Origin of the sequence: Salmonella sp. 5800, assembly GCF_046558195.1 — a bacterium.
In the GTDB taxonomy this organism is placed as follows: domain Bacteria; phylum Pseudomonadota; class Gammaproteobacteria; order Enterobacterales; family Enterobacteriaceae; genus Salmonella; species Salmonella enterica.
In genome coordinates this window covers 20916-38958 of the sequence record NZ_JBGDOX010000003.1, presented here as the reverse complement: position 1 = coordinate 38958, position 18043 = coordinate 20916, and the positions used below count along the sequence as shown (strand labels likewise).

Annotated in this window: 18 protein-coding genes, 1 tRNA gene and 1 pseudogene; 15 read left to right on the top strand and 5 right to left on the bottom strand. The window is 50.6% G+C overall.

Translation table 11 applies throughout. From position 1 onward, the window contains the following. Nucleotides 1-20: 20 nt before the first annotated feature. Nucleotides 21-1454, bottom strand: a complete 1434-nt coding sequence (gene bglA / locus ACLJZ5_RS07440) for a 6-phospho-beta-glucosidase BglA (protein ID WP_024797515.1) — start codon at nt 1452-1454, stop codon at nt 21-23. 158 nt (nt 1455-1612) lie between these two features. On the opposite strand from bglA, the gene yqfB reads away from it, so the two are divergent. After that, nucleotides 1613-1924 (top strand): N(4)-acetylcytidine aminohydrolase, encoded by a 312-nt coding sequence (yqfB, locus tag ACLJZ5_RS07435; protein WP_001182976.1) that lies wholly within the window; start codon nt 1613-1615, stop codon nt 1922-1924. Nucleotides 1925-2087: 163 nt separating this feature from the next. Beyond that, a complete protein-coding gene (trhA, locus tag ACLJZ5_RS07430) occupies nt 2088-2747 on the top strand; it encodes a PAQR family membrane homeostasis protein TrhA (protein WP_000250289.1) in 660 nt (219 codons plus the stop codon). Between the two features lie 115 nt (nt 2748-2862). On the opposite strand, the gene ygfZ is transcribed toward trhA, so the two are convergent. Continuing rightward, the gene (ygfZ, locus tag ACLJZ5_RS07425; protein WP_024797514.1) at nt 2863-3843 is read right to left on the bottom strand and encodes a tRNA-modifying protein YgfZ; all 981 of its coding nucleotides are present in this window, start codon (nt 3841-3843) and stop codon (nt 2863-2865) included. Nucleotides 3844-4092: 249 nt separating this feature from the next. Between ygfZ and sdhE the strand changes: the two genes are divergently transcribed. Together sdhE and ACLJZ5_RS07415 are read left to right on the top strand one after the other, a co-directional pair. After that, nucleotides 4093-4359 (top strand): FAD assembly factor SdhE, encoded by a 267-nt coding sequence (gene sdhE, locus ACLJZ5_RS07420; RefSeq protein WP_000351186.1) that lies wholly within the window; start codon nt 4093-4095, stop codon nt 4357-4359. Continuing rightward, nucleotides 4340-4753, top strand: coding sequence for a protein YgfX (locus tag ACLJZ5_RS07415; RefSeq protein ID WP_000244756.1), 414 nt, complete (start codon nt 4340-4342; stop codon nt 4751-4753). Before sdhE ends, ACLJZ5_RS07415 begins: the two co-directional genes overlap by 20 nt. A gap of 52 nt (nt 4754-4805) precedes the next feature. Here the strand turns inward: ACLJZ5_RS07415 and fldB are convergent, their stop codons facing one another. Beyond that, nucleotides 4806-5327, bottom strand: coding sequence for a flavodoxin FldB (fldB, locus tag ACLJZ5_RS07410; RefSeq protein ID WP_001055885.1), 522 nt, complete (start codon nt 5325-5327; stop codon nt 4806-4808). Between the two features lie 112 nt (nt 5328-5439). On the opposite strand from fldB, the gene xerD reads away from it, so the two are divergent. From xerD to lysS, 5 genes are all read left to right on the top strand, one after another. Further along, nucleotides 5440-6336, top strand: coding sequence for a site-specific tyrosine recombinase XerD (xerD, locus tag ACLJZ5_RS07405; RefSeq protein ID WP_024797513.1), 897 nt, complete (start codon nt 5440-5442; stop codon nt 6334-6336). Between the two features lie 23 nt (nt 6337-6359). After that, nucleotides 6360-7073, top strand: a complete 714-nt coding sequence (gene dsbC, locus ACLJZ5_RS07400; RefSeq protein ID WP_000745614.1) for a bifunctional protein-disulfide isomerase/oxidoreductase DsbC — start codon at nt 6360-6362, stop codon at nt 7071-7073. Nucleotides 7074-7078: 5 nt separating this feature from the next. Then, on the top strand, nt 7079-8812 hold the full coding sequence (recJ, locus tag ACLJZ5_RS07395) for a single-stranded-DNA-specific exonuclease RecJ (RefSeq protein ID WP_023181521.1): 1734 nt from the start codon (nt 7079-7081) through the stop codon (nt 8810-8812). A gap of 104 nt (nt 8813-8916) precedes the next feature. Then, nucleotides 8917-10015 (top strand): peptide chain release factor 2 gene (gene prfB / locus ACLJZ5_RS07390; RefSeq protein ID WP_010989230.1). Its coding sequence is split into 2 segments (ribosomal slippage): nt 8917-8991 and nt 8993-10015, totalling 1098 coding nucleotides; the frame shifts between segments, so codons are not numbered across the junction. A 9-nt stretch (nt 10016-10024) separates the two neighbouring features. Then, entirely contained in the window at nt 10025-11542 is a 1518-nt protein-coding gene (gene lysS / locus ACLJZ5_RS07385) for a lysine--tRNA ligase (protein WP_000003339.1), read from the top strand. A 75-nt stretch (nt 11543-11617) separates the two neighbouring features. Here lysS and idi read toward each other — a convergent pair whose 3' ends face one another. Next, on the bottom strand, nt 11618-12163 hold the full coding sequence (gene idi, locus ACLJZ5_RS07380) for an isopentenyl-diphosphate Delta-isomerase (RefSeq protein WP_000133994.1): 546 nt from the start codon (nt 12161-12163) through the stop codon (nt 11618-11620). Between the two features lie 264 nt (nt 12164-12427). Between idi and actS the strand changes: the two genes are divergently transcribed. Both actS and ACLJZ5_RS07370 read left to right on the top strand, forming a co-directional pair. Beyond that, nucleotides 12428-13186, top strand: coding sequence for an amidase activator ActS (gene actS / locus ACLJZ5_RS07375; protein WP_000244328.1), 759 nt, complete (start codon nt 12428-12430; stop codon nt 13184-13186). A gap of 79 nt (nt 13187-13265) precedes the next feature. Then, nucleotides 13266-13339, top strand: a tRNA-Gly gene (locus ACLJZ5_RS07370). Nucleotides 13340-13460: 121 nt separating this feature from the next. Here ACLJZ5_RS07370 and ACLJZ5_RS07365 read toward each other — a convergent pair. After that, nucleotides 13461-14267 carry a DUF1460 domain-containing protein gene (locus tag ACLJZ5_RS07365; protein WP_077914059.1) on the bottom strand — a complete coding sequence of 269 codons (807 nt, stop codon included), beginning with the start codon at nt 14265-14267 and terminating at the stop codon, nt 13461-13463. 189 nt (nt 14268-14456) lie between these two features. Between ACLJZ5_RS07365 and vapC the strand changes: the two are divergent. The 4 genes and pseudogenes from vapC to ACLJZ5_RS07345 form a co-directional block, all read left to right on the top strand. Then, a pseudogene (gene vapC, locus ACLJZ5_RS07360) lies at nt 14457-14627 on the top strand (tRNA(fMet)-specific endonuclease VapC); the annotation flags it as partial. Between the two features lie 805 nt (nt 14628-15432). Continuing rightward, nucleotides 15433-15969 carry an STM3031 family outer membrane protein gene (locus ACLJZ5_RS07355; protein ID WP_001038499.1) on the top strand — a complete coding sequence of 179 codons (537 nt, stop codon included), beginning with the start codon at nt 15433-15435 and terminating at the stop codon, nt 15967-15969. A gap of 46 nt (nt 15970-16015) precedes the next feature. Continuing rightward, nucleotides 16016-16648: a YfdX family protein gene (locus ACLJZ5_RS07350; RefSeq protein WP_024798158.1), complete on the top strand. Its 633-nt coding sequence runs from the start codon at nt 16016-16018 to the stop codon at nt 16646-16648. A 718-nt stretch (nt 16649-17366) separates the two neighbouring features. Next, the gene (locus ACLJZ5_RS07345) at nt 17367-17951 is read left to right on the top strand and encodes a fimbrial protein (RefSeq protein ID WP_017441094.1); all 585 of its coding nucleotides are present in this window, start codon (nt 17367-17369) and stop codon (nt 17949-17951) included. Nucleotides 17952-18043: the final 92 nt, after the last annotated feature.

Sequence of the window (18043 nt, the reverse complement as noted above, 5' to 3'; positions counted from 1 at the left end):
TGGCGGGTAACGTGCAGGGGTTAAAGCTTCTCGCCGTTGCTGGCAATCACCTCTTTGTACCAGTTGAAGCTTTTCTTACGCGAACGCGACATATCGCCCGTACCGTCATCGTGCTTGTTCACGTAGATGAAGCCGTAGCGCTTGCTGTACTGACCTGTGGTGAACGACACGCAGTCGATGCAGCCCCACGGCGTGTAGCCCATCAGGTCGACACCATCGTAAGTCACCGCTTTTTTCATCTCTTCAATATGGGCGCGCAGGTAGTCAATGCGATAGTCGTCGTTGATGCTGCCATCTTCTTCTACTTTGTCGTAAGCACCAAAACCGTTTTCGACAATAAACAGCGGCTTTTGATAGCGTTCGTACAGTTCACACAATGAATAACGCAGGCCCACCGGGTCAATCTGCCAGCCCCAGTCAGAGGCTTTAACATAGGGGTTCGGTACGCTGCCTTCAAAACCGGAAATCGCATCGCCGCTACCGCCTTCGGCTTTGACCGCGTTGGTCATGTAATAACTGAAACCTAGATAATCGCAGGTTCCTTCGCGCAGCACTTCAAGATCGCCATCTTCCATTTTGATGTTAAATCCGCGGCGCTCCCACTCGTTCAACACATAGGACGGGTAGTAGCCGCGCAGCTGTACATCGGTAAAGACGTAGCGTTCACGCATCGACTCCTGAGCAAACATCACATCTTCTGGTTTACAGGAGAAAGGATACAGCGCGACCATCGCCAGCATACAGCCCACTTTCATCTGTGGATTAATACGACGTGCCGCTTTTACCGCCAGCGCGCTGGCGACAAACTGATGATGTAAGACCTGATACATGGTTTCTTCTGGATTCTCATGCTCGGTATACACTACGCCGGAACAGCAGTAGCCAAACTGCGGCGCGCGCCAGTTTCGCTGATTGTTGATTTCATTGAAGGTCATCCAGTATTTGACCTTATGTTTGTAGCGTTCAAACACGACTTCAGCAAAACGGACAAAGAAATCAACGACCTTACGATTGGTCCAGCCGCCGTAGTGCTGTACCAGATGTAATGGCATTTCAAAGTGAGAAAGGGTAATGACCGGTTCGATGTTGTATTTGAGTAACTCATCAAACATGTCGTCGTAGAATTTCAGACCGGCCTCGTTTGGCTGGGATTCGTCGCCATTCGGGAAGATACGCGTCCAGGCAATAGAGGTACGGAAGCATTTGAACCCCATTTCGGCGAAAAGACGGATGTCTTCTTTGTAATGTCCGTAAAAATCCACCGCCTCGTGGTTCGGATAGTATTTGCCAGCAACGACATTCTGGGTGATTTCGCGTGGCACGCCGTGTGCGCCGCCGGTTAGCACGTCGCAGATGCTGGGGCCTTTACCGTCTTTATTCCAGCCGCCTTCAACCTGGTGTGCAGCAACCGCGCCGCCCCATAAAAAATCTTTTGGCAGGGTGAGTTTTCTCATTGTTGCATAATCTCAATTTATTTAGTCTGTTATCATTCATTCTGCACCAAATGACATGTAAAGCGTACGCAAAATTCCAGGGTGCTCGCGTGTCGGGGCAAGAACACATTCAGATCGTAACATCCACTTCAAGGGGCCATATTCAGGGGGATAACCACATGCAGCCAAATGACATTACTTTCTTTCAACGTTTCCAGAATGACATTCTGGCAGGGCGTAAAACCATCACTATTCGTGATGCCTCCGAGTCCCACTTTAAAGCAGGCGATGTGCTACGCGTGGGGCGGTTCGAAGATGATGGCTATTTTTGCACAATCGAAGTGACAGGAACGTCAACTGTGACGCTGGATACGCTGAACGAAAAACATGCGCAACAGGAAAATATGTCGCTTGATGAGCTGAAACGGGTCATTGCTGAAATCTATCCCAACCAGACGCAATTTTATGTGATTGATTTTAAATGCCTTTGATAAACATGAACGCGTGTTAGTTGAGTTTTTGTAATTAACTTATTGAATAATAAACAAAATTTAATTTTGCGAATTTATTTTAGCTAACATGTGTTCACTGGAACCATTCTCAGTTACGCTAGAGGCGCAGTTCATCGTTATGAACGTTTCTCCGGAGTAAGTTATGGTGCAAAAACCATTAATGACGCAGGGATATTCGCTGGCTGAGGAAATCGCCAACAGTATTAGCCACGGCATTGGATTGGTATTTGGTATTGTCGGCCTGGTGCTGTTGTTGGTTCAGGCGGTAGAGGCGAATGCGGGTATGACGGCTATCGCCAGCTACAGTTTATATGGCGGGAGCATGATCCTGCTTTTTCTTGCCTCAACGCTTTATCATGCCATTCCTCATCAGCGGGCAAAAATCTGGTTAAAGAAATTTGATCACTGCGCTATCTATCTGCTCATTGCCGGAACCTATACGCCATTTCTGCTGGTAGGTCTGGATTCGCCGCTGGCGCGCGGACTAATGATTGTGATCTGGAGCCTGGCGCTATTCGGTATCCTCTTCAAGTTGACGATTGCGCACCGATTTAAAGTGCTTTCACTGGTTACGTATCTGGCAATGGGCTGGCTGTCGCTGATAGTGGTTTATCAGTTGGCGATTAAGCTGGCGATAGGCGGCGTGACGCTGCTGGCGGTAGGTGGCGTCGTTTACTCGCTGGGCGTAATTTTCTATGTTTGCAAACGCATACCTTATAACCACGCCATCTGGCATGGCTTTGTGCTGGGCGGCAGCGTGTGCCACTTCCTGGCCATCTATTTGTATGTGGGACAGGCGTAGTTCCCGGATGCCCGTGCCGGATGGCGGCGCTGTCGTACCTTATCCGGCCTATGAGAACAGCACGTGCGAGCCTGATGGCGTTGCGCTATCAGGCTATCCGGCTTTTAACGTGATATCACTCTTCCAGCGAGTAGGGCAGCGGGACGATATGCAGGGTGTTGGCATCGTCGCGAACACGGAAGACGCTTTCGGCTTCTAAATCGTTATTCATGACGGCCTGAACCAGTAACTGACCATCGTCCAACTGTGTCGCCGCCAGAATAGCGCCGGTACGACGCCAGTTCTCGCCCATCTGTAGCTCCAGATCTTCTCCTGCTTCCGGTACCCGGCTGGCTTTGCCCGCCAGCAACCAAAGCGCGCGTTTATTGGCGCCGCGGAATTTTGCCCGTGCGACCATCTCCTGTCCGGTGTAGCAGCCTTTCTTGAAGCTGATGCCGCCCAGCGCCTGTAGGTTAGTCGCCTGGGGGATAAACTGACCGCTGTTCGCCGCGTCAATCACCGGAATGCCTGCTTCAATATCCAATGCCAGCCACTGTTGGCTGTTATTCAGTTCGGCTTCGCCATGCAACTTCTCTGTTAACATGTTGGCCGTCGCGACATCGGTGACAAGCAGGAATCGTTCCGCAGGATGTTCAAACCATAGCAGCGTGGAGGCGCTGTCTCTGACCACCTGATTTTCGCTATTGGGCAGTTCGCTAAAGACATTAGCCAGCGCCGCGCGGGCCTGAAAACCTGCCACGCCAAGCAATACGCGTTCGTCATCCGGCGCGATGACCACTTTGGAAAATACGGCGTACTTTTTCAGCTCCGTTAATTGTGCTTCACGCACGCTACGGCGTTCAATCCAGGCGAAACCGTCGCGCTCACGGAACAGGCGCAGAGTGCTCCACATCTTACCTTTAGCATCGCAGTGGGCGGCGAGAAGGTGTTGCTGTTCAGTCATCTGGCTTACGTCAGCGGTGACCTGGCCCTGAATATACTTTTCACTGTCTACGCCGGTAATGGTCGACAGCGCCCAGTCGTCAAGCGCGATCAGCGTCAGCGGCAGGCGGGCTGACGATGAAGGATGACGCGGTGGAAAGGAGATAAAAGCCATAAATAATGTCCTGGTTAGCTGCAACAATAATGGTTAATGGTAAAAGAGCCATCGGTCATTGCAAGTGCTTTAAATAGCCCATTGAGAGCGGATTGATCGTTTTGCGAGGCGGTATCCAAAATGGATGAACATATTGATTCCCAGCCTTTTATTTCGCGATCGCGTTCCAGATTACTGAGATTCCCGTAAAACAACGCCAAAAACACGTTACAATAGCCCGGTACTTCATTTTCGCGAGGCAGGAAGAACATGGATATTCACAATAAAGCACGTATTCACTGGGCATGTCGTCGCGGTATGCGCGAACTTGATATTTCCATCATGCCGTTTTTTGAACATGAGTACGATAGTTTAAGTGATGAAGAAAAGCGTATTTTTGTCCGTTTGTTGCAGAGTGATGACCCGGATTTATTTAACTGGTTAATGAATCACGGTAAACCGGCTGACGCTGAACTGGAACAGATGGTCCGACTCATTCAGACACGGAATCGGGAACGTGGTCCTGTGGCAATCTGATTTACGCGTCTCATGGCGCGCTCAGTGGATCTCATTGCTCATTCATGGGCTGGTTGCCGCGGTGATTTTATTGATGCCCTGGCCGCTGAGTTATACCCCGTTATGGATGATACTACTGTCGCTGGTCGTGTTTGACTGTGTACGTAGCCAGCGCAGGATTAATACCTGTCAGGGAGAGATCAAGCTACTCATGGACGGGCGCTTACGCTGGCAGGGGCAGGACTGGACGCTCTTGCGTCCGCCCTGGTTACTGAAGAGCGGGATGGTGTTGCGTTTACGTGCAGAGTCTGGACGTCATCAGCATTTATGGCTGGCGGCGGATAGCATGGAAGAAGCGGAATGGCGTGAGTTGCGTCGGATACTGTTACAGCAGCCGATATCAGGCCAACACTGACGGAACGGCGTAAACGCGGTTCCGTCGAGAGGGAAATACAGCGAGTAAGGCTTCAGGCGTAGTGTTCGGCCATTTCGCCGAGAATTTGTTCACACCAGGTCTGTATACGCTCATCGCTGAGATCGTACTGGTTCGTTTCATCCAGCGCCAGGCCGACAAACAGTTGCCCATCCGCAATGACCGGTTTATTGCTGGTAAATTCGTAGCCTTCTGTGGGCCAGTAGCCGACAAATTTAACGCCTTTGAGGGCAAGTTTGTCATGCAACATACCCAGCGCATCCAGGAACCACTCACCGTAGCCGAGCTGGTCGCCCATACCGTAAAGCGCAACGATTTTGCCTTCCAGATTGAGATCGTCCAGTTGCTCCCAGACGGCTTCCCAGTCCTCCTGAATTTCGCCAAAATCCCAGGTGGGGATGCCTAAAATGAGCACGTCGTACTGCTCCATTAAGGCGGGGGCGTCATCCTTGAGGTTATGTAATGTCACCAGCTCCGGGCCGAGAATATCGCGAATTTTCTCTGCGGCCATCTCGGTGTAGCACGTGCTGGAACCGTAAAAAAGACCCATGTTCATTACGTTACATCTCGATTCTGCTATAGCGTTGCGGGTAGTGTAACAGAATCGCTGCATTCACGGCACAATGAGGCATAATGCACCCAAAGTCAGCGTGAAGTGGGGAGCGCGAATGGAACAGGATTTAGCGCGTATTGAGCAGTTTCTGGATGCCCTGTGGCTGGAACGAAATCTGGCGGAAAATACATTAAGCGCGTATCGTCGCGATTTATCGATGGTCGTTGCGTGGTTGCATCATCGCGGAAAAACGCTTGCGACGGCGCAGGCTGATGATTTACAAACGCTGCTGGCTGAACGGGTGGAGGGCGGATACAAAGCGACCAGCTCCGCACGCCTGTTAAGCGCTATGCGGCGCTTTTTCCAGCATCTGTACCGTGAAAAGTGTCGTGAGGATGATCCGAGCGCGCAGTTGGCCTCGCCTAAGCTTCCGCAGCGTTTACCGAAAGATCTTAGCGAGGTGCAGGTTGAGCGGCTCTTGCAGGCGCCGCTTATTGATCAACCTTTGGAGTTGCGCGATAAAGCTATGTTGGAAGTGCTGTATGCCACCGGTTTGCGCGTGTCGGAACTGGTGGGGCTGACAATGAGCGATATCAGTCTGCGGCAGGGCGTGGTGCGGGTTATCGGTAAAGGCAATAAAGAGCGGTTGGTGCCGTTAGGCGAAGAGGCGGTATATTGGCTGGAAACGTATCTGGAGCATGGGCGTCCCTGGTTACTTAATGGCGTATCGATTGACGTATTGTTCCCCAGCCAGCGTGCGCAGCAGATGACGCGGCAGACCTTCTGGCACCGTATTAAACATTATGCGGTACTGGCTGGAATCGATAGCGAAAAACTGTCGCCGCATGTTTTACGTCACGCTTTCGCCACGCATTTGCTGAATCACGGCGCCGACTTGCGCGTTGTACAAATGCTACTTGGGCATAGCGATCTTTCGACGACACAAATTTATACGCATGTCGCAACGGAGCGTTTGCGTCAACTTCATCAACAGCACCATCCGCGGGCATGAGTGCTGACAGGAAAGGATAGTTTATGAAAAAGCGTTTTATGATGTTCACTTTACTGGCGGCGGCGTTTTCAGGCGTGGCCCATGCGGATGATGCGGCTATCCGTCAGTCGCTGGCTAAGCTGGGCGTTCAGAGTACGGAAATTCAGGCCTCGCCAGTGGCTGGGATGAAAACCGTCCTCACTCACAGCGGCGTACTGTACGTTACTGACGACGGCAAACATATTATTCAAGGGCCGATGTATGACGTGAGCGGCGCGCATCCGGTAAACGTGACGAACAAACTGCTGATGAGCCAGCTAAATGCGCTGGAAAAAGAGATGATCGTCTATAAAGCGCCGGATGAGAAACATGTCATTACTGTTTTTACCGATATCACCTGCGGCTATTGTCATAAGCTACATGAAGAGATGAAAGATTATAACGCGCTGGGGATCACGGTACGTTATCTGGCCTTCCCGCGCCAGGGGCTGGAAAGCCAGGCGGAGCAGGATATGAAATCTATCTGGTGCGCCAAAGACAAAAACAAAGCGTTTGATGACGCCATGGCAGGTAAGGGCGTGAAACCGGCAAGCTGTGACGTGAACATTGCTGATCATTATGCGTTGGGCGTGCAGTTGGGCGTTAGCGGTACGCCAGCCATTGTATTGAGTAACGGCTATGTGGTGCCTGGCTATCAGGGACCGAAAGAGATGAAAGCGTTTCTTGATGAGCATCAAAAACAGACCAGTGGTAAATAATACGCGTGAAACAACAGAGACAACTTCGTCGGCGCGAGGCTGATGAGACGGCGGAACTCCCCGCCGATCTTCCTCCATTACTACGACGTTTATATGCCAGCCGGGGCGTTCGTAGCGCCCGCGAACTGGAGCGCAGCGTGAAAGGAATGCTGCCCTGGCAACAGCTTAGCGGCATAGATAACGCGGTGGAGATCCTCTACAACGCCTTTCGCGAAGGTACCCGCATTATTGTTGTTGGCGATTTTGACGCCGACGGCGCGACCAGTACTGCGCTAAGCGTATTGGGAATGCGTGCGTTGGGATGTGACAACATCAGTTATCTGGTGCCTAATCGCTTTGAGGACGGCTACGGTTTAAGCCCGGAAGTGGTCGATCAGGCGAAGGCGCGCGGCGCGCAGCTTATCGTCACCGTAGACAACGGCATCTCATCCCACGCCGGAGTAGCGCATGCAAAGACGTTGGGGATTCCGGTGATCGTGACCGATCACCACCTGCCTGGCGACACGTTGCCGGAGGCCGAAGCGATTATTAATCCTAATCTGCGCGACTGCGAATTCCCGTCTAAGTCGCTGGCGGGCGTCGGCGTGGCGTTTTACCTGATGCTGGCGTTGCGAACATTTTTGCGCGACAAAGGATGGTTCGACGAGCGCAACATCGCGCCGCCGAATCTGGCGGAGCTGCTGGATTTAGTGGCGTTGGGAACGGTAGCAGACGTTGTGCCGCTGGACGCTAACAACCGTATTCTGACCTGGCAAGGGCTAAGTCGTATTCGTGCCGGGAAATGCCGTCCGGGAATTAAAGCGTTGCTGGAGATATCGAATCGCGATCCGCAGCAGCTTGCCGCCAGTGATTTAGGCTTCGCGTTGGGGCCTCGCCTGAATGCCGCCGGCAGGCTGGATGATATGTCCGTTGGCGTGGCGTTACTGTTATGCGATAACCTCGGCGAAGCGCGTGTTCTGGCCAGCGAGCTGGATGCGCTTAACCAGACGCGCAAAGAAATAGAGCAGGGGATGCAGGCGGAAGCGCTTATCTTGTGCGAAAAGCTTGAGCGCAGTAGTGAAACGCTACCGGGCGGTCTGGCGATGTATCATCCTGAATGGCATCAGGGCGTGGTCGGAATTCTGGCGTCGCGCATTAAAGAGCGTTTTCACCGCCCGGTGATTGCCTTTGCGCCTGCGGGCGACGGCACGCTAAAAGGCTCAGGCCGATCGATTCAGGGGCTGCATATGCGCGATGCGCTGGAAAGGCTGGATACGCTTTACCCTGATCTGATGATCAAGTTCGGCGGTCATGCGATGGCGGCGGGATTGTCGCTGGAAGAGCATAAATTCGAGCAGTTTCAGCAACGTTTTGGCGAGCTGGTGACGGAATGGCTCGATCCTGCCCTGTTGCAAGGCGAGGTGATCTCCGATGGTCCATTAAGCGCGGCGGAGATGTCTATGGAAGTGGCGCAACTGTTGCGGGATGCCGGACCGTGGGGGCAAATGTTCCCGGAACCGTTATTCGATGGTCGTTTCCGTCTGCTACAACAGCGTCTGGTGGGCGAGCGCCACCTCAAGGTGATGGTGGAGCCCGTCGGCGGCGGCCCGCTGTTGGATGGCATCGCATTTAATATTGATACGACCTGTTGGCCGGATAACGGCGTGCGGGAGGTAGAACTGGCTTATAAACTGGACATTAACGAGTTTCGCGGCAACCGTAGTTTACAGATTATTATCGATGATATTTGGCCGCTATGATCGGGGCGATTTAACAACACTTTCGCTGTAATTAAGGGGCGAAATCCGCTAATATTTCGCCCTTATAACCGCATTTTGACAAGTCAAATAAAAGAAATCAGACCATGTTTGAAATTAACCCGGTGAATAACCGCATTCAGGACCTCACGGAACGCACCAACGTTCTTAGGGGGTATCTTTGACTATGATGCTAAGAAAGAGCGTCTGGAAGAAGTAAACGCCGAGCTGGAACAGCCGGATGTCTGGAACGAACCTGAGCGCGCGCAGGCGCTGGGAAAAGAGCGTTCATCGCTCGAAGCGATCGTCGATACGCTTGATCAAATGACTCAGGGGCTGGACGACGTTTCCGGGCTGCTGGAACTGGCGGTAGAAGCTGACGACGAAGAGACGTTTAACGAAGCCGTCGCGGAACTGAATACGCTGGAAGAGAAACTGGCGCAGTTGGAATTCCGTCGGATGTTCTCCGGCGAGTACGATAGCGCCGATTGCTATCTCGATATTCAGGCCGGTTCCGGTGGTACTGAAGCGCAGGACTGGGCCAGCATGTTGCTGCGTATGTATCTGCGTTGGGCGGAAGCGCGCGGCTTCAAGACGGAAGTCATTGAAGAGTCGGAAGGGGAAGTCGCCGGCATTAAGTCCGCGACTATCAAAATCTCCGGCGAATATGCCTATGGCTGGCTGCGCACTGAAACCGGCGTACATCGTCTGGTGCGTAAAAGCCCGTTCGACTCCGGCGGTCGCCGTCATACCTCGTTTAGCTCCGCGTTTGTGTACCCGGAAGTGGACGACGATATCGATATCGACATTAACCCGGCGGATCTGCGTATCGACGTCTATCGCGCGTCTGGCGCAGGCGGTCAGCACGTTAACCGTACGGAATCCGCAGTGCGTATCACCCATATTCCCACCGGGATCGTGACGCAGTGCCAGAATGACCGTTCGCAGCACAAAAACAAAGACCAGGCCATGAAGCAGATGAAAGCGAAGCTTTATGAACTGGAGATGCAGAAAAAGAACGCTGAAAAACAGGCGATGGAAGACACTAAGTCTGATATCGGCTGGGGAAGCCAGATTCGTTCCTATGTCCTGGACGATTCCCGCATTAAAGACCTGCGTACTGGGGTGGAAACCCGCAATACACAGGCGGTACTGGACGGTAGTCTGGATCAATTTATCGAAGCAAGTTTGAAAGCAGGGCTATGAGGAATCAACATGTCTGAACAAAACGCACAGGGCGCTGACGAGGTAGTCGATCTTAACAATGAAATGAAGGCACGTCGCGAGAAGCTGGCTGCACTGCGTGAGCAGGGTATCCCGTTCCCGAACGATTTCCGTCGTGACCGTACCTCAGACCAACTGCACGCAGAGTTTGACGCGAAAGAAGCTGAAGAACTGGAAGCGCTGAATATTGAAGTGTCCGTCGCGGGCCGTATGATGACTCGCCGTATTATGGGTAAAGCCTCTTTTGTTACCCTGCAAGACGTAGGCGGCCGCATTCAGCTGTATGTGGCGCGCGATGATCTGCCGGAAGGCGTTTACAACGAGCAGTTCAAGAAGTGGGATCTTGGCGATATCCTCGGCGCAAAAGGTAAGCTGTTCAAAACCAAAACCGGCGAGCTGTCTATCCACTGCACCGAACTGCGCCTGCTGACGAAAGCGCTGCGTCCGTTGCCGGATAAATTCCACGGCCTGCAGGACCAGGAAGCGCGCTATCGCCAGCGTTATCTGGATCTCATCTCTAACGATGAATCCCGTAACACCTTCAAAACCCGTTCGAAGATCCTGGCCGGTATTCGCCAGTTTATGGTTGCTCGCGGCTTTATGGAAGTCGAAACGCCGATGATGCAGGTGATCCCAGGCGGCGCGTCTGCCCGTCCGTTTATCACCCATCACAACGCGTTGGATCTGGACATGTACCTGCGTATTGCGCCGGAACTGTACCTCAAGCGTCTGGTGGTTGGCGGCTTCGAACGCGTATTCGAAATTAACCGTAACTTCCGTAACGAAGGCATCTCCGTGCGCCATAATCCTGAGTTCACCATGATGGAACTCTATATGGCGTATGCGGACTACAAAGACCTGATCGAATTGACTGAGTCTCTGTTCCGTACGCTGGCGCAGGATGTTCTGGGCACCACCCAGGTTCCGTACGGTGATGAAGTGTTTGACTTCGGTAAGCCGTTCGAAAAACTGACCATGCGTGAAGCGATCAAGAAATATCGTCCGGAAACGGATATGGCTGATCTGGACAACTTCGATTCCGCGAAGGCGATTGCTGAAAGCATCGGCATTCACGTCGAGAAGAGCTGGGGGCTGGGCCGTATCGTCACCGAGATCTTTGACGAAGTCGCTGAAGCGCATCTGATTCAGCCGACCTTCATCACCGAATATCCGGCTGAAGTGTCTCCGCTGGCGCGTCGTAATGATGTGAACCCGGAAATCACTGACCGCTTCGAGTTCTTTATCGGCGGTCGTGAAATCGGTAATGGCTTTAGCGAGTTGAACGATGCGGAAGACCAGGCGCAGCGTTTCCTGGATCAGGTTAATGCAAAAGCGGCGGGCGACGACGAAGCCATGTTCTACGACGAAGACTACGTGACGGCGCTGGAACACGGTTTACCGCCGACAGCAGGTCTGGGAATTGGTATCGACCGTATGGTGATGCTGTTTACTAACAGCCACACGATTCGCGACGTTATTCTGTTCCCGGCGATGCGTCCGGTGAAATAAGATGTAAATTGCCGGATGGGGCATTAGCCGCCATCCGGCATCTCTTCGTTCAGGCGTAGCGCCATCAGGCAATTTTTAACGCTGGCAGTAATTGAGCAGTCGTTCACGCGCTTGTTCGTCTGACGCTTGCATGACCATCCACGGGCTAAAGGCCCACGGCGTAGCGAGAAGGCTTTTCCATACGCTTTTAAATTCGCTCCACTGATAGTCCATCACCTCTTCGCTGTTAACCTGTAACACACTGGTTGCCCGCGCGGCAAATACCGGACAGACTTCATTTTCCACAATACCGTTTGGATCTGTCGCCCGATAGCTGAAGTGCGGATAGACGGGGGTGAGATCGGTAATTTCCACGCCGAGTTCGAACCGACAACGGCGGATGATCGCCTCTTCGGTGGTTTCGCCTTGTTGCGGATGACCGCAAACCGAATTCGTCCACACGCCTGGCCAGGCTTTTTTGCTCAGCGACCGTCGTGTTACCAACAACTGACCATCTTCGTTAAATAGCCAGCAGGAGAAAGCCAGATGCAAAGGCGTATTAAGCGTATGAGCCGCATACTTTTCCAGTGTGCCGGAAGGCTTATCCTGCTCATCCAATAAAACGACATGTTCCTCAGTCATGAAAGCTCCTGAAAATTAAAATGACCCGGCAGCATGGCCAGGCCATATACTCAGACGATCAGCGTAGCGCATAACAGAAAGAAAGGCATTACCAAAACAGGCCCTGACAGAACGCAGACGAGCACCATTGTGCCGTGATTCGATATTATGCTGGCATATCGGATATTCGCGGCATCATCATCCGCGCGGACCCTTTCCGGCGTCAATGGATTGGGCATACGGCATTTGGCTGCTATCATAAGGCGTCTGTCAATAGAGTGAGGAATGGTTTTGAGCGCAGGACGCCTGAACAAAAATAGCCTGGGTATTGCGGTGCTGTTATGCACAGGGCTGCTGCTGGCGGGGTGTTCCAGTAATTCCGGCTCAGGAACGTATTCCGGCTCCGTCTATACCGTTAAGCGCGGCGATACGTTGTATCGTATATCGCGCGCCACGGGAACCAGCGTGAAAGAACTGGCCCGACTGAATGGCATTTCTCCGCCTTATACTATTGAGGTGGGGCAGCGAATTAAAGTGCGCGGCAGCGCAAAGAGTAGTAGTTCAACACGCAAAACCAGCAATAAAACAGCAACAAAAACTGCTGCGGTCAGACCGTCATCTTCGGTGCCAAAATCCTCCTGGCCGCCGGTGGGGCAGCGTTGTTGGGTATGGCCTGCTAACGGTAAAGTGATTTTACCTTATTCCACCGCGGAGGGCGGAAATAAGGGGATCGATATTGCGGGCGCGCGCGGAACGCCTGTTTATGCGGCGGGAGCGGGTAAAGTTGTCTATGTCGGGAACCAGCTGCGCGGTTACGGCAATCTCATCATGATTAAGCACAATGAAGATTACATTACGGCTTACGCTCATAATGACACCATGCTGGTTAATAATGGGCAAAGCGTTAAAGCGGGGCAAAAAATCGCTACGATGGGCAGCACGGATGCCGCATCCGTAAGACTGCACTTCCAGATTCGCTACCGGGCGACGGCCATCGATCCGCTGCGTTATCTGCCGCCGCAGGGGAGTAAACCGAAGTGCTGACGGTGAATTAATCGCCAGTCAGCCAGTAAGTCTCTTGCCAACCAGAGCGTAAGGTTTATAATGCCTTACGCATCTCAAAGCGGGCGTAGTTCAATGGTAGAACGAGAGCTTCCCAAGCTCTATACGAGGGTTCGATTCCCTTCGCCCGCTCCAGACAAATATCTACTAAATCCACAAATTTACAGCCATTTTTTCTGTACTGCCCACAGTACACAGGGTTTCAATGCCTATGTCGGACGGCTATTATCCGCTGGCGACTCCGGTAATGACTTTATCATTCAGCCCGCAGCACAACGATGCCCGGTCTGGAATGCATGTATTCCATAAACGGTGTGTCCACTACTTTTCTGTTTGCGGCCAATGAGGAGGCGTTCCTGAACCACACCTGTTCATCATGACGAACTACGATACCCACATGTGAAACGTCCAGCCCGTCAAGCGGGGAGTAGACACCGATATAATCCCCGTTTTTTAGGTGGTTCATGACCTGCTGGTTGATGGCTCTTCCGGGAATATAATTTATTTTACGAGGATGGATGCCCAGACCAGGAATGTACTCGCCGCCATCAGGTTTATGGTTAAGCTGCTTGTCAACAACGATATAATCAGGGCTGATATACGGCGTTACATCCCGTGCATTACGCGGTGCTGCGGCGAACCAGTCAGAGAAGAAGTGCCTGCGGCTGAGATAAGCAACTTTGCCCGCGGCGTAGCGAGTCCTGGCAAGATTATGCAGAAACGATTTCTGATTATCGCTGCGGGCCAGGGCCTCAACGTAATCAGCCAGGGTAAAGCAGTCCACGCCGTTGAAATTCGCTACAAGGACTTCGGGGGTTCCGGGCCCACCGATGAGCGTATTTGCCTGATAAGGTGTTCCGAGAAAAGCAGACGATACGCGGCTGATAACTTCTCCATGGTTTTCGCCTTTATAAGGAATGACATCCGACTGGATAATCCGGCTTACTTTTTCTGCCGTAACGCTGTCCATGCTGGTCTGATATTTTTCTGTGCCAGGGACGGTACAGGCCGTCAGATGCGCCGACATAAGCAAAATTGTCCATGCATTTACCTTCATTATCATCTCCGGAAAGGTTCAAATCCTTTTTTACCTTTACCGGAAATGGTTGTGATGGATACAGAAAAACGCCAGAGGTTGATTACAGGTTGAGTAATATGAACGCTGATGATGATAAATGTGAAGATCATCATATGACTTTATTCGCCGTTGTTTTTTGCCTGATCGTCAAAGCCAACATGCCCCTTCAGGCTGGCGATACATACCGGTCAAATCCGTGCCGAACTGGCCCGCAAGGGAACACCTGTCGGGCCTTATGACCAGATGATTGCTGGCCATGTCCGTAGCCGCGGACTGGTCGTCGTCACAAACAATCTCCGCGAGTTTGAACGCATTCCGGGTATCCGAATCGAAGACTGGTGCTAATTTCTGCATCAGATGTTATCCCCGGATTCAAACTCTTTTCCGGATTTAGTGGCACAGTCAGTTTGGTTACCTGCTTAATGGTGGTTTGCATCACATTTTTAGCTGGTGGTATTTTTTTATGTTGACTGGAGATACCTGCCAACAGCATAACTTTTACGGCCAGATAATAAATAAAAGAGTACCAAAATGTCGTATTCTGACATGTTTACGAAGGGAGTACCGCTCCCTTCTTTTTTTGTTTCCTGGATACTCACTGAACAATGCCGTTACTGCCCGATAACTGCCGCCCCCCCCTCACCATAGCCGTTTCCTGCAACTAAGTCACAGACGTTGATTTACCAGGCCGATATGCCTTCTTTCCCGTTATATACCCTTCATACTTCAAGTGGCTTATGTGTTGGCTACGGATTACTCAGTCCATCCATGGGCCTCGCCCTGACGGGCCGTCGCACGCGACGTTCAAATCTGCTCCCGGCAGATTTGTCGCTCACCCCAGTCACATAGTTATCTATGCTCCTGGGGACTCACTCCCTTGCCGCCTTTAAGCAACTCAAATTATTTTGGGTATATATCAGTGAACTTCTATTTTTGTCAGTTTTTATTTTTCAGTTTATTTATTATTAAATGCTGTTTCTGGCCTGGATATATTTTCGTGAATAGCCTCCCGACAGCCGCAGACAAAGATATTTGCTGGCGTAACAGTGCTCATAATTTAAAAGATTTATTTATAGTTTGTTATCACGGAAAGATTTTAACTTAATACATGCCAGTAAGGCATCAGGTAAAAATAACCGGAGAGAAGAAGATGAACAAAATGCTATTAGCCGGAAGTGCCGGTATTGTTCTGCTGTCTGCTGCAGCCAGTCCGGTATGGGCAGACGATAATGCCAGTACATTTTCGCTTGGATACGCCCAGTCCCATACTAATCACGCCGGGACGTTGCGTGGGGTTCGGCTGGCAAACAACTATGAAATGTCACCGGACTGGGGGCTGACAACCTCATTTGCCTGGCTAAATGGAAGCCAGCGCTATTCCGATGAAAGCAGTAATGGTCGTGTAACAACTCGTTATTACTCCCTGCTTGCAGGCCCCTCATGGAAAATAAATAACCAGTTAAGTCTGTATAGTCAAGTGGGCCCCGTATTATTGCATCAGCGTGATCACGGAATAAATGAGTCTGACAGTAAGGTCGGATATGGTTATTCTGCAGGCGTGGCTTATACCCCGGTCAGTAATGTCGCTATAAATCTGGGTTATGAGGGTGCGGATTTTGATGCTACCCATAACAGCGGAAGCCTTAATAGCAACGGCTTTAATCTTGGCGTGGGTTACCGGTTCTGAATAGGATAACCCGATAAAAAATGTTACTTTGTGGAGATGATGGATTATGAAAAGCCATATTATACCGGGCGTTGCGCTGATGGTTATCCTGTTTTCAGGAAATATTATGGCCGCAACAAACATGACTGATAACGTTACTCTGAATAATGACAAGATATCCGGACAGGCCTGGCAGGCCATGCGTGATATCGGAATGTCGCGATTCGAGTTGTTTAATGGTCGAACCCAAAAGGCGGAACAACTGGCTGCGCAAGCAGAAAAACTCCTGAACGATGACAGCACTGACTGGAATCTGTATGTCAAATCAGATAAAAAAGCCCCAGTTGAAGGAGACCGCTATATTCGGATAAATTCATCGATTACGGTAGCCGAAGATTATCTCCCTGCGGGGCAGAAAAATGATGCTATTAATAAAGCAAACCAGAAAATGAAAGAAGGAGATAAAAAAGGGACTATAGAGGCCCTGAAACTAGCAGGCGTCAGTATGATTGAAAATCAGGAACTCATTCCTCTTCAGCAAACCCGTAAGGATGTGACCACAGCGCTTTCCTTGATGAACGAAGGAAAATACTATCAGGCAGGTCTGATACTGAAATCAGCTCAGGATGGCATAATTGTGGATTCTCAGTCAGTTCAGGAATTACCCACGGCCCCCGTGCAGCACGATTCCGCGCATTAATATCCCCCAGCCTGCTGTATATATTACAGCAGGCAGCATTATGTCTGACAGCTATTACCAGTTTGTTCTTTGCTGTCGGCATTGTTTTTAAATTTCATCCGCGAAGTTCAGGAATGTCAGGGTACCTGCATTTATATCTATTGTGATGCCCATCACAAATACAGAAGAATATCATTTCATTTATTATTTTTTATTCCTTCCACTTATGATGGTTCATAATGATTTATTAAGTTAATGTTTTGGAATTAAATGCCTTTTACTTGCGTTATATCTAGTTTTTTATGCTACCAGTAATTTCATTGTTATATATGATTAGTATTATGTTTTGTAAATATCCAGTGTAATGGAAAAGCAAAACATACATTCCCGATAACATATTACAAAATATTTCATGCCCGCTGCGAATATCTGTCTGTTAGGTATTCATCCGCTTATAATTACATTAAAAAGTATTTCTTTGATGATTATTCTTAAATTACGATCATAATCATCGATCGTATCGATCTATTTTTATTGTTTTAATTTGAATAAGAATTTTCTTACAACTGATTAGGCATTAGCTGAAATCAATATTTTTCGATGGAAAGTTCAGGTGCTTCGTTTAACACCCGGCGTTTATTATTCATACGAATCTTTTCTGAACGCTTTCATTAATACCCTCAGATTTGTTTTCAGCCTTTGCAAAATAATTCTCATTCACCCAAAGGACATATTATCTATGCGTAATAAAATAATACTTGCCATGGCGGCTGCCGGTATGATGTATGGCGCTTCTGTATTTGCCGCCGATACTACACCCACAGCAGGCCCGTTCGGCTCAGGTAAAATTCTTTTCACTGGTACCATCACCAACTCACCCTGTGATATCGCACCGGGCGACGATGCAATCACCGTTCCGTTTGGACAGATTTCTTACCGTAAACTGAATACCGCCAATGCAACCACGGACTCAAAACCGTTCACCATTCATCTGCAGAACTGCGCCTTCGATCCGAATGAAACTACAATAGCCGGCTCCGCAGGGAAAATGTCTAAAGTAACCGTCTCTTTCAGTGGCACAGCTGATACCTCAGGTAAAGCTTACGTCAGCACCGGCAGTGCCCAGCATGTTGGTGTGCAGCTTCTGAAAAGTGACAACACCTCACTGATTACACCCAATACCCCGATGCCGGATGGCGACGCCCAGCAACTGCAGGCCGGGAATAACGAACTCAACTTCTTTGCCCGCCTGATAGCCCTGACAGATGCCGCAACTCCTGGCGATGTTAACGCCTCCGTCACCTACACCCTGAAATACTTGTGATTTTACGCGGTAAATAACGACAGGGAGAAGCCGTCCACGGAGGGGATCGGACGGCTTTTATATCTGACTGTGCCTGCGGGCTGTCTGTTACA